Origin of the sequence: Rhodococcus sp. YH3-3 (assembly GCF_001653035.1) — a bacterium.
Classification (GTDB): Bacteria; Actinomycetota; Actinomycetes; order Mycobacteriales; family Mycobacteriaceae; genus Rhodococcus_F; species Rhodococcus_F qingshengii.
In genome coordinates this window covers 423,847-436,167 of record NZ_BCWH01000001.1, presented here as the reverse complement: position 1 = coordinate 436,167, position 12,321 = coordinate 423,847, and the positions used below count along the sequence as shown (strand labels likewise).

Here is a 12,321-nt window from a genome sequence, read left to right as displayed (position 1 = left end):
CGTGTAACGAAAACGATAATTCAGAACCCCGGCACGGGCGCAACTAAGGTCGCCCTATAATTGCTCTGAACTGCGGCGATGCAGGGAGCCAGAAGGCCCCTCGACAGATCTCGGAGCTGCGTCTGTGCAGAGAAGTTCCGATTCACAGGATACCGAATCCGCAGGAAACAGGCGCGATGGGCGATGAATGCAACAACTGGCCGCAGCGATAAGAATCAGCTGCGGCCAGTGCGCCTCGAACTGTAACAAAAGTTGATCGATCAACCAAGGTCTAGGCCTGAATTGTTTGCTCGCAGAATGCCATCGCTGTAATTTCCGTAGGCTCACACCTGAGAAGACGGGTGGCGAAGAGCAAATGACAACAGCAGTAGTGGTGGGCAGTGGCCCCAACGGTCTCGCGGCGGCGATCGAACTCGCCCGCGCAGGAATCGACGTTCATGTCATCGAGGGTGCGGACAAGATCGGCGGTGGCACCCGCAGTAGCGAATACATAGTCGACGGACTCGTCCACGACGATTGCTCCGCCTTCCATCCCACAGCTTTGGCGTCTCCCTACTTCAAGGAACTCGACCGCGAATTCGGGCTCGCCAAGCACGGCCTGACGTGGCTGTGGCCCGAGATCCAACTGGTCCATCCACTCGACGACGGCACCGCCGGGGTTCTGTGGCGCGACATCAACCGGACCGCTGAGGGACTGGGTGTCGACGGTAAGAGGTGGCTCGACGTCTTCGGATACCTCTCCGAGAACTTCGACGAGTTGGTGCAGGACGTCTTCAAGCCGATCGTGCACGTTCCGAAGCACCCGCTGATGCTCGCGCGTTTCGGGACGGGCGCTCTGCTTCCCGCGACGGGTTTCGCGCGGATGTTCAAGACGCCACAAGCGCGGGCGCTCTTCGGTGGCGTCGCGGCGCACATGTTCGGGACGCTCACCCTTCCCCTGTCCAGCGCTGTCGGCTCGATGCTCACTGCTGGAGCCCATGCTCACGGTTGGCCTGTGGCACAAGGTGGTTCGGGGTCAATTGCAGCCGCGCTCGCCTCGATTCTGCGCAGCCTCGGTGGCACCATCGAAACCGGGAACTGGGTCACCAACTACTCCCAGATCGCCGACTACGACATCGTCATGCTCGACATCGCACCCGATGCGGCCGGGCGCCTGCTCGACGGCCGGCAGCCTGATCGCATTGCCCGGGCCTACCGCAAATTCCGCTACGGCACCGCCGCCTACAAGGTCGACTACGCCGTGCGCGGTGACTCCGACGGAAGCGTCGTGCCGTGGACGAATCCGCATGCCCGCAAGGCCGGCACCCTGCACCTGTCCGGGACGATTTCGCAAACTGCTGCTGTCGAACGTCAGACCGTTCGGGGTCAGATGCCGGACAAGCCCTTCATTCTGTTGGGCCAGCAGTTCTTGGCCGACCCTTCCCGTTCCGTCGGAGACATCCATCCCGTGTGGGCGTATGCGCATGTGCCGCATGGCTATCCGGGCGACGCGACCGATGTAGTCACGCGTCAGATCGAGCGGTTTGCGCCGGGGTTCCGGGACCGGATCGTGGGCGTCCACGTGCGCAATGTGCCGCAGATGCAGGCGTACAACCCCAACTACGTGGGCGGCGACATCTCCGCGGGTGCGAACACGGCGCGGCAGATCATCGCGCGCCCCAGGTTCGGACTGGACCCCTATGCCACCGGGGCCCCGGGCGTCTACCTCTGCTCGTCCGCAACTCCCCCGGGCGGCGGGGTCCACGGGATGGGTGGGTTCAATGCTGCGCGGGCGGCGCTGAAGGCGCGGGGTTGAGGCGTCCCCGATGGGGACGACATTTCGGACAAACGCCTTCGGAGGAGCCCCTGACCCAGCCGGCGAACACGGACGAGCCGAAGACGCCCGGCCCAGTGGCCGAAGCGAACCCACGACAGAGCAACTAAAGGCATGAGACGCAGGACATGCATTGCTGGTCAGGCACCTCGCCGTTGGTGTCGAACCACCCCGCTCCGACCTCGAGGGATTCCGCGACTAGGGTGCGGATGCTGTGGATTCCCATGTTGTCGAGCTCGCGCTGAGCTGCCTCGATCTGGTCGAGTCCGGCGGCTACCGGACCGGTGCCGACGCGCGCGACAAACGCGAGCGTGACCGGTGATCCGGTGAGAGCGATCATCACGACGGAATTGGCGGGAATGAATCCGAGCAATGCCGGGATTGCGGCCAAGACGTCGGTGGCGGCCCTCAAACAGATGTTCTACATGTCGTTCCCCTTGCTGTGAAAGTGACCGGGCCCCGTGCCCCGCCAATTTTTTCGCCTTCTGGTAAAGGAGAATCGCGTCGGTATGAGGGCCGGAGTGCCACCCCCGGGCCGAGAAAATTTTGGTGGGAGCGTGCGAGTGGCGAAAATTTCTCGGAGCCACCGGCCGGCGCTTGCGCCGCCAGGGGTTGTGTGCAGGTCACCGACGACGAGAAGCGGAAGGCCAGAAGTGAAAACAAATCAATGCTTTTCACAGGACGGAGCGCAGCGGATTTCATTTCAGGGGACACCGAAGGTGGCCGGTCGCCGGTCAGGTGGATCCAGATCGTGAGTTTGGCAGCTCTGCGTCGCTCGCCACTTCGGTGGCAGCCTCTACCGGTCGTCGTCTCTGTTAACTGCGCTGAAGCCGGGTATCCCATCCCAAAGACAGGGGTACGCGATGAGATCACACCATGGCTTACGGCGAACATCGACCGTCGCCGGCATCGGGGTCGCGCTGCTCTTCGGCGCACAACCTGCCGCTGCCGCACCGACCGACACCGTCTTCCCCGTTCCTGTCGTGGGGGCATCGGTCACTGCGACCGGCCTCCCTTCTGTGGGCGCCATGTACGTCATCGCCAGTACCGATCCGGCGGCGCCGGGCGTCACCCGATTCATCGCAGACCGCTACTGCTGCGTCTTCATTCACTGGCGAAACATCTCCACCGGAGCGGCGGGCATCGCGTACCTCGGATATCCGAGCGTCGAGGCCCAGACAGGGGCGGGCATCGTGGTCGCCGCCGTCACAGTGCCGACCGGGCCGCCGAATTATCCGGCAGTGATGATTCAGCCCGGTGGTGGTGCCTGGACGGTCCCCTGACCGAACCGGTAGAGCGCGTTCACCGGCAACTGCTGGGACAACCTTCGTGGCGTTGCCAGACTTAGTGCTTCACAAGGACGCTGCCCTTGGTCCGGAGGTCTCTAAGGCGCTTTCGAAGGGGCATGGAACCGGAGCCGTCCGGCGAAGTAGCGGCGTGTCGTCCCCGGAAGGGTCGCAATTTTCCCCTCGACGATATGTCGGCCACCCCAGATCCCAGCCGCTTCCTACCGGTCGAGCGCACCCGTCAAACACTGATGAAGGTGAGAGCATTTGCGGCACAACGCTATTGCAGTCGACAGTTCGCTGCGGACCGACGAGAGCCACAAATCCGGGTCGTAGGATCGACACGGAACCTCTGCACTGTCCATGCCGTCATCCTGACATGAACGCGGCCGTCATCCTGACATGAACAAGAAGGTTCACATCGTTGCGGAAGGACTCCTTACCCATGTCCACAGTGAGAACCTGCACAAGGCCGGACCTCATGGTTTCACTCGGCTGAGAAGCGCTCGAAGAAACCGGCACACCGCGGTCACCGCAAAGAGAGGACACTCGGAAGTGGTCCGGTTCTGTGCTGAATCGAGCCGCTAGAACCCGTCGAGTACTCTCTCATTCGTACTCGGCGGGCACAGCACGAGACCTTCTTCGGTGCTCGTCGATCTCGAATGCGCCGCTGTTCCAGCCGAAACCAGGTGGAGTGAGCGGGCGGCGACGGTGCGATGTGCCCCGACAACGACGTGCGAGGCACTCCTCACAACAAAGCACTGGCGGGTTCTCGCCACCGTGTTTCGCGGCAGATCTGCCCAGCAGTCGTCATGAGGATTAGGTCGCCACGTAGACCGATCTGCACGGTTTGTGCAGGTCAGGACTTCAGCTTTCGCTGCGGTCAGGTCAGAGTGGCGACCTGCTGCTCGTCGCGGTTCCAAGAATAGTTCAGGGTCCGACAGTGATGATGTCCCTAGTTCCTGACGGCCGAACCTCTAGGTGCGCCTGTCGCCGAGTAGGGCGGTGGTTTCGCTGTGGCGTGTTTTGGCCGGAAGACTTCCCTTGTCCAGAACCGGCACTGTAACGCACCACTATCAGGCGCGATGAACGAAGTAAGTCGGGGGGAGGAGAGATGCATGATCGGACGCCTACCTGATTTTCCCGAAGAAGTGCTGTTCTGGTACGCATTCTTGCTGCCACTGGCCGCCTGGCGGAATCCACTCTGAGGAGACCAACGATGATCGGATACTTACCTGACCTGTTTGTCATGCCTCCCGTCTGGGGGTGGGTCAGCACAGCCTGGAACGCATTTGCCACATGGTGGAGTCAGTTCTGACTTCGCTTAATCGCCACCAATCCCGCCCTCGATACAGCCGAATTGTCAGCGTGGAATATTTCAGAAATCAAACCATCAGTTGGTTTGCACTGATATCAAGAGTTGCACTGATATCACGAGACTGAGGGGCGGTACGGGTCTGGAAGTCGAATGTTTCAACGAGGTACCGCACTCTTCCTGAATTTTGGTGTGATGGGCGGTAAATGACCGGGGTTCGTCCGCGGCGGACGGTTCGCCGGTAGGTCAGTTACGGTTCTCGAGTTTGTCTGCTACTCGCTTGCCTAGGAGTTTGTCCACGGGGTGCCGATCGATCTGATTCAGTGTTAGGGACGACTCGGGGTGGGTCAATCGGGTCACGATCGCGGTCGATGGCTCCGGTACCTCCAGTGCGACCTCCCGTGCTTCGGTGGAGTCGATGTTCTCGTACACCCATTCGTTCGCGTCGTCTTCTCGTCCGAAGTCGGCGGTCAGGAACCAGTTTGCGATGAACATGCGGCTTTTCGGCAGCAGCGTCCACACTTTTTCGCGGTCGATCGCAGCGCGTGCGCCCGGTCGCGTGACGGCGAGCCATTCCAGTGCGCCGCTCGACGCATTGCTGACCCGCCAAAATTCCCAACCATCTTTAGCCACGTACGTCACTTCCTCGTTCTGATCAGTGGTCCACTGGGTTCGCCGAAAACTTACCTTGCCGCACCTTCATCATTTCTGCTGGCAAGTCAACGTCCTTCGCGATACGCCTGCGGCATTGGCGAATTGATTTGATACTTCTCGCGATGCCGGCGCAGCTATACGCAATGCAAGCTGACCCAAGGTGTCGGAGAGGTATGAGAGCATCCGATATGGGCCGACGACGGAAGAAGCAAAATTCGGTAGAGCCGCCAAGTGAAAGCAAACGCCAGAGGGTTGCACGTGCCGAGTTGAAGCAGGTGGAGCAGTTCTTACGAACGGCGACCGACGTCGCATCTGCTCGTCCACTCTCCGAGCGTGAGCGCGAACTGGTTGCCGAAGCTCGTCGACTGCGCCGGCAGTTGTACGTGCGGCTAGGTCCGAAGCCTCTTCCTGTCGCGAAGAAAGTTCCGCATTGCGGAAGGCCGGCCCCGGCCGGAGGGATCCGCTTCGTCGTTTCCGGCGGTCTGCCCGGAACGAGTAAACGCCGATAAACAAACGGCTGACAGTCCCGCAGGGCACACCTCCTACTGTGATCCCGGTCCGCCCACCGGCCGTCTGTGAGACGTACAGTGCACTCGCTCTGTATGAACGGCACTGCGCAGGTTCTGCAAGTTCGCCAGTCCACTCACCGGCGTCCCCGGCGTGCAGAATCACGCCAATGTTGCCCGAACCGCGTTCGACCGAGAAAGAGGACATCGACCAGCGCATCACTCAGCGGCGGCTACGGGACTCGACTTGGTAGCGATCGAGATCCCCGCGACAGCGTAAACCATTGCTGTGCAGCATCTCTCGCAGTTCATCTGACATAATCTATGTTATCGGCGACCCAGGGGGCTCGGTGCCGCAAGCAGAACTCGACGAATGTGCGGGCAGCGTTTTCACTCCACCGGGTAGGGATGCCAACCATGTTGACGCCATCGCCTAGTCCGCCGAGCCTTCTTCAGCTCCGCGACACTGGTTCCGACGTAGCGGGTTTCCAGTTCCGGATCCGCCGGGCCGGAGAACCGCCACGCTCCGCCCTGCCCGCTCTGTTCCCAACTAGAAGCCCTATACACCGCTCGGACGATGTCTGCGGCAACGAAGAAAATCGGAACATTCGCTGTGTTGCGAATAACCGGGCCGGCGTGCCACCAGCCTCGACCTTCTTCGTAAATCTGCTCCTTGGAGTTGTCTGGGTTCAGTGCCGCGTTGACAATGAGAACAACGAACGGCCGTTCGATCTCAGGCGCCGCGGCCGCGGCGTAACGCCTGATCAGTTCCGGTAGCGGGATCACGCCCCACTCTGTGGTGGTGTGACCGCCCGCGATGTTCGCCAACACTGCCGTACCCATAGGCGCTTCTATCAGGCGGAGCGCATCGATCAAGGTTTGCTCGATGGCGTATGCGCTCTTGTCGGCTGTCGCGTCGGGTTCGATCCGATGCCGCAGGATGACGTGTTCGACTGTTTTGCCCGACTGATAGATATCTCGAATGCGTTGGTTCTTTGCGGATTTCACTGCGCGGGCTTCGCGTTCGATTCCGTCTTCGATGAGGTCAGTGGCTCCCATTGCGGACCAGACGTGGCTGTAGACGCGATCTCCGACTCCTTTACCGACGTAGAAGATGGAGCGATCTCGTGGATCGATCAGCGCGTAGACGTAGACACCGAGTTTCTCGGTGACTCCCGGCGCCATTCTCGGCGGTAACACGTACTCGCCGACGATCTGCTGGGTATGGAGTTGGTCCAGGACCCCTGCTCGGAGAACCGATGAAATACCGAAGCCGCCGCCATCGTCGAACAGTGCCTCCGATGCCGCCTCCGCGGTGGTGAAAACGCGGCCCGCGTGATCTTCGAGATGTCGGAGCACTGAACGCAACTCGGCCCATCGCATCACTGGATCGGGATTGATTCCGTCGATCTCAAGGGTGATGAAGTCAGCGGCAAGTCGCGAATCGCGAAGCTCGCGAGCGGAGTTGTCCGTCACTGTCCATACTGTCTGCATCAGTGCACAGTACTCACGGGTCCCGACGAATTTTCAGGTGTGATCCGGGCATCGCAGCTCAGGCAGTACAGTCCATCCACTCGCGGTGATCCACTGCTGCACCGGATCCGGCAGGGCGCCACTGCGTGCGGTCTGTGCGAAATCGCCGGCGAGGATTGGTCCGTCGCCGCACACCGTGCATGCGACATCGAACGCCGGCGGCCCCGGCTCGCACTGATGGCAATGCGATCGGGCGATCACCGAACCAGGATCGGCCGGATTGTCGGTATGAGGATGCAGCCAGATCACGGCCAGATCGCCGCGTTGATGGGCTGCTTCGGCTCTGGTGCTCGGCTCGTACCCGCAGGACGGGCAGATCCGCGACGTTTGCGCCGGCGCAACAGGGACCGCAGCTACCGTGCTCACCGGATCAGTCGACGCACTCGCCGCCCGTGTGCGCTTGTTCAGGTGTCCGTAGACAGTAGTGCGGGGAACATTCAACATCGCCGCGATCTGTGCCACCGTCTTCTGCCCCACGTCGTAGAGCTGCTGGGCGAGCACGATCTGATCGCCGGACAGTTTCGACGGACGGCCGCCGGTACGGCCTCGGGCGCGCGCTGCGGCCAATCCGTCGCGGGTGTTGGCAACGATCAGCTCACGTTGGAGTTCGGCGAGTACGGAGAGCATCCCGAACATCGCTCGCCCTTCCGCGGTGGCGGTGTCGATGCCCTGCTCGAGGACCTTCAATCCGATTCCCCGCTCGCGTAAATCGGAACCGAGGGTGATCAGATGCAACACCGAACGCCCCAACCGATCCAGTCGGGTGATCACCAACGTGTCACCGCTACGTAGACGGGTCAGCACCGCGTCGAGTTGCGGTCTCGATGCTTTCGCACCACCCGCGTGGTCGGTGTGGATGTTTGCGGCGTCGATCCCCGCCCGCGTCAGGGCATCGATCTGATGGGCAGGATTCTGGTCTGCGGTCGACACCCGCACGTAACCGAACAGCATGTGTCGAAAACTACGCCTGTTTGAGGTTTTCGACAGAAGTTTCAGCGCACGCTCCCTCGAAAAACTCCCGGCTCCGAACGAACGCGGCGACACCGCCGTACGATGGCCGTGCCTGTCAAGCTGCACCGGAAGCAATCACCTCAGGCTGCAGCACTGCACCCGAATCGACCCGATCCGAGCACCGGTTCGTTCCAGCAGACCGGCGAATGCAGGTTGGCCGCGACCCGAATCCACATCGAAACCACCCGGCCAGCGGGCATTTTCATCGCCTTCCTGCTCTGTCGGACTGCAGGTCTCCACCGCACTACCTATCGATGCTCTGTAGCGAGGCTGTCGTGGCCGGGCATGCAAGGATGGGAAACGAGATCGGGACTTCGATGTGAAACCCGGATCAAGTGTGTAGGGAGTATCGGTATGGCACAGGGCATCGTGAAGTGGTTCAACGGCGAAAAGGGCTTTGGTTTCATCGCTCCCGACGACGGAACACCGGACGTGTTCGTTCATTACTCTGAAATCTCGGGCAACGGCTACAAGTCGCTCGACGAGAACCAGCGTGTGGAGTTCGAGGTTGGCCAGGGCCAGAAGGGTCCTCAGGCCACCGATGTGCGCGCTGTCTAATCAGTGACACAAGAAGAGGGCCGCACCGCAAGGGTGCGGCCCTCTTCTGCATAGCGGAGGCCCTGTCGGTACGGCCAAGCTAATCGACTGTCCGTCGTCGAAAACCTCACGATACACAGCGACCTGACATAGTTTTCCGACACGAATTTATCGACGGATCCGAACCGCACAAACTCTATTTTCAACTTCGGTGGCAGATTCAGGTTCCTTTGCACTCAGCGATCCCCGTCGTCGACAAGCGCAATCGCTGGGACAATCGGGTACGACCGGCACTGATTGAGATCGCTGTTTCCACAGTGAATTTCATCTGGATCCACCGTCGACAGTCACGTGGGGCGGGAATCGACGTGCCGGACCGTGGCAGGTTACGACCGGAAGTCCGGGCGGCGCGGCGCAGCGCCTACCCGGGATAACGACTGTCGCGCGTTGCCCGGCGGTATGCCCACGCATATTCGGATTCGATGTTCGGGTGTGCTTGGCCCAGGTCCTGGCGCCGAGTAGCGGTTCAACCGACGGAGGGGTCAGAGAGGTGATGTCGTGTCAGTGACCAGCGCAACCGAAAGTTCCAATCGGTGTCACCATTCTTTTCGAGAAACGTAATTTTGGGACCAAAAGAGGTATTTGTCGCATCGCGATGGTAGAACTAATCGAATTTTAAACCGCAAGGGAGCTGCGAGCGAACTCTGCGAACAAATAAGAAGAAGGACACATGAATCCCGACCCGAACAACCCAGCTAACAGCAGCGACCCACAAAAAGCGCCGCAGCAGCCGTACGGACAACAACCCCCTCAGTACGGGATGCCGCAGCAGCCATACGGACAACAACCCCCGCACTACAGGATGCCGCAGCAGCCATACGGACAGCCGCCGCAACCGCCAAAGAAGAAGCGATGGGGTTTGTGGATCATCCTGGCGATCGTTGCATTGTTGTTCGCAGGTTGCGTGGCCGCAGTCGCTGGTGGGGGTGACGAGCCAGCGACAGTAGTGGACAACAACGGATCAAGTTCTGCGGATTCCGACAGCGCAGCCAGCCTGGATTTCCCAGGAAAGACGAGCAAGGACACCGGCGCCGACGCGGGAGCTACCGTCGATAAAAAGGGCGTTCAAATCACTGCTGCACCTCTGGAGTCGGCAGAGCGTTCATACGGTGGTCCTCTTCTATGCACGAACGTCACCGTCGTCAACGGCACTGACAAGCAGCAACGTTTCAATGGTTACTTGGATTGGAAATTGCAGGATCCTAACGGTGTCTCAAAAGACGCGACGTTCGTCTCCGACCGCTCCACGCTGGAATCGGGTGAGTTGGCTCCCGGAGGTCGGGTCGCAGGCGACGTTTGTTTCGACGATCCGGCAGCCTCCGGACAGTACGTAGTGCTTATGGAAACACTGCTCTCCTTCGACAGCTCACGCATCGGGTGGATCAACCAGATCTGAACGCCCCGATACAACCCTGGGGCAGGCGAGCGTTCATTGACGCTCACCTGCCCCAGCCCGATAAGTATGCAAGCCACGCCGTGGCCCTGGCCGGACACCACAGCAACCGCAGCGAATACGAGCTCCGGCGACGCACCATCGCCAGCCCACTCGCCGACGTTCGAGGACCCGAGGGTCGCAGCCGCATTGGTCTCGACGAATTACCAGGTGCGGTCCGGGCACCGCAGCTCAGGCAGTACAGTCCATCCACTCGCGGTGAGCCACTGCTGCACCGGACGTGGCAGGGTGCCATTCCGTGCGGTCTGCGCGAAATCGCCCGGCGGACGGAAACGATCCGACGGTGCCATCACCGACATCGCCAGGATGCTTTCCACCGGAAACCATCACACCAGCAGAAAGCGGACATCGATGAACGAGACGCCCTCCTCGAGCAGTTCACCGTCAGAGTCCACTCGATCAGGCACTGCTGCAATGGACCTGTTCGCCAGCACCGACTCCGGCAGCGAACTCGCCGTATCCGTCGAACCAGAAGGCATCCTCGTTGCCGGGAACCCGGAGGTCGTAGCCGGATACCTCGCTCGCCTGACCGACATCGCCGGCGAAGCACTCACCGTGTCCGGAGTCAGCAAAACCTCGATGGCCAATGTCGCCGCCGCTGCCGTCGGAGCGAAATCTGTTGCCGCCCAGGCCGGTCAGTTCGTGCGGTTGTCCCCGAACAGCGTCCAGGCGTTGAACACGTACAAAGCGTTGCCCGGTGACAACGGCTTCTTCCGAATGACCGTCGTCGACCAAGCAGGGAAGTTCCGTCACCAACTGCAATGGCAGAAAGTGTCCCTCGGCCCCACCCAAGCATTGTCCTTCCAACTCATCGCAGTGCAGGTCGCACTCTCGGCGGCCATCGCATCGGTGAACGAATCGATCGCCCGCGTCGAGGGCAAGGTCGAACAAGTCCTCGTCCTCGCCCAAGCTGCCCGTGTCGGTGACGTGGTCGGGCACTTCGCAACCCTGGATCGGCTCGTCACCACACTCGACGAACACGGAGCACTCCCGACCACGGACTGGGAATCTGTAGCCGGTCTCCGCCCCACCCTGAGTATGACGATCGAACGACTCCGAGAACACGTCAAACGCACCTTGGCCGGGTTCGATGCCACTCGCCCGGTCCAGGACCGCGCCGACTACCTCCGCCGCGCAATCGAAGAGAACCGGCTCGGCGAAACCCTGCACCTGTTAGTGGTCAGTGAGCAATCGCTTTATCTGTGGCAACGACTCCGGATCGCCCGCGTGCAGGCCACCGAACCGCAACATCTGCAGATGGTGCTCGACGACGCACGCACACTATTGGCAGAGCATTTCGAACGCGACGGCGAACTGCTGCTGCACGCGCGGTCGGAACTCTCGAACTTCGCAAAAATGCACCGACTCGACGGGTTCCGGTGGGGCGCCGCCCACAACCTCAAACACGACATCGTCACCCTCAAAGACGACCTCGACAACTTCGCGCAGGCACGCGACAGTCAGGTCATGGGCTGGACCGAACACGAGAGTCCCAGCGTCGTCGACGCCCTGGCGGAAGTCGGAAGTCGGGCAGCGTCCGCAGGCAGCGCTGTCGCCGGCGCGGCTGGCAAAGCGATCGGTGCCGGCGTCTCAGGAGTCGGATCCGGACTCGGTCGATTGGGCCGCGGGATCGGAAACCTCGTGGGTTCGGGAAACCAACAAGCAGACAAAGCCGAGATACCGACACCCACAACGGAACATCATGTCGAGGGTGCAGTCACCGCAACCACACAACCTGACGAGCCGAATCCGAACTCGTGCGACGGCGACGGCGACGGCGACGGCGACGGCGACGGCGACGGCGACGATTCGACATCCGAATCCTCAATGCTCACAAACCAACCCGATCGAATCATGCCGTCTTCCGCCCCGATCGCTTACGACGATGACATCTTGCAGCTCATGCTCTTCGGCCATCTACAGGTCGGCGACCAGCTGACGTATCACGACGGCGGCCGCGGGCTCACCTACGTCGCAACGATCACGCGGGACGGGGCCCTCGAAGTCGACGGGAAACGCTACGGGCCACCCTCGGCGCCGTTGACGGACATCATGGGCCGGCAACGGCACGGATGGAGGGCCTGGCAACTGGCCGTTGGGCGGCAACTTCGACAGCTGCGGCGCCAGGCGTACGCAGAAATGCGCCGCTGACA

The 12,321-nt window shown here is 61.2% G+C and carries 9 protein-coding genes; 5 read left to right on the top strand and 4 right to left on the bottom strand.

Features of this window, described 5'->3' with window-relative positions; translation table 11 throughout:
- Positions 1 to 355: 355 nt before the first annotated feature.
- Positions 356 to 1,795, top strand: coding sequence for an NAD(P)/FAD-dependent oxidoreductase (locus YH3_RS02105; RefSeq protein ID WP_064442911.1), 1,440 nt, complete (start codon positions 356 to 358; stop codon positions 1,793 to 1,795).
- A gap of 124 nt (positions 1,796 to 1,919) precedes the next feature.
- Here YH3_RS02105 and YH3_RS02100 read toward each other — a convergent pair whose 3' ends face one another.
- Entirely contained in the window at positions 1,920 to 2,225 is a 306-nt protein-coding gene (locus YH3_RS02100) for a DUF4192 family protein (protein WP_064442910.1), read from the bottom strand.
- Positions 2,226 to 2,676: 451 nt separating this feature from the next.
- Between YH3_RS02100 and YH3_RS02095 the strand changes: the two genes are divergently transcribed.
- Positions 2,677 to 3,096: a hypothetical protein gene (locus YH3_RS02095; protein WP_064442909.1), complete on the top strand. Its 420-nt coding sequence runs from the start codon at positions 2,677 to 2,679 to the stop codon at positions 3,094 to 3,096.
- Between the two features lie 1,564 nt (positions 3,097 to 4,660).
- Here YH3_RS02095 and YH3_RS02090 read toward each other — a convergent pair.
- The 3 genes from YH3_RS02090 to YH3_RS02075 all read right to left on the bottom strand — a co-directional run bounded on the left by YH3_RS02090 (position 4,661) and on the right by YH3_RS02075 (position 8,058).
- Positions 4,661 to 5,047 (bottom strand): hypothetical protein, encoded by a 387-nt coding sequence (locus YH3_RS02090; protein WP_064443455.1) that lies wholly within the window; start codon positions 5,045 to 5,047, stop codon positions 4,661 to 4,663.
- A gap of 917 nt (positions 5,048 to 5,964) precedes the next feature.
- Positions 5,965 to 7,068 carry a GIY-YIG nuclease family protein gene (locus YH3_RS02080; protein ID WP_064442907.1) on the bottom strand — a complete coding sequence of 368 codons (1,104 nt, stop codon included), beginning with the start codon at positions 7,066 to 7,068 and terminating at the stop codon, positions 5,965 to 5,967.
- A 33-nt stretch (positions 7,069 to 7,101) separates the two neighbouring features.
- Complete coding sequence (locus tag YH3_RS02075) at positions 7,102 to 8,058, bottom strand: recombinase family protein (protein ID WP_064442906.1); 957 nt, start codon at positions 8,056 to 8,058, stop codon at positions 7,102 to 7,104.
- A gap of 414 nt (positions 8,059 to 8,472) precedes the next feature.
- Between YH3_RS02075 and YH3_RS02070 the strand changes: the two genes are divergently transcribed.
- From YH3_RS02070 to YH3_RS02060, 3 genes are all read left to right on the top strand, one after another.
- Positions 8,473 to 8,676 (top strand): cold-shock protein, encoded by a 204-nt coding sequence (locus tag YH3_RS02070; RefSeq protein ID WP_064442905.1) that lies wholly within the window; start codon positions 8,473 to 8,475, stop codon positions 8,674 to 8,676.
- 709 nt (positions 8,677 to 9,385) lie between these two features.
- Positions 9,386 to 10,111, top strand: coding sequence for a DUF4352 domain-containing protein (locus tag YH3_RS02065; protein ID WP_082920522.1), 726 nt, complete (start codon positions 9,386 to 9,388; stop codon positions 10,109 to 10,111).
- 408 nt (positions 10,112 to 10,519) lie between these two features.
- Positions 10,520 to 12,319 carry a hypothetical protein gene (locus YH3_RS02060; protein ID WP_154100276.1) on the top strand — a complete coding sequence of 600 codons (1,800 nt, stop codon included), beginning with the start codon at positions 10,520 to 10,522 and terminating at the stop codon, positions 12,317 to 12,319.
- Positions 12,320 to 12,321: the final 2 nt, after the last annotated feature.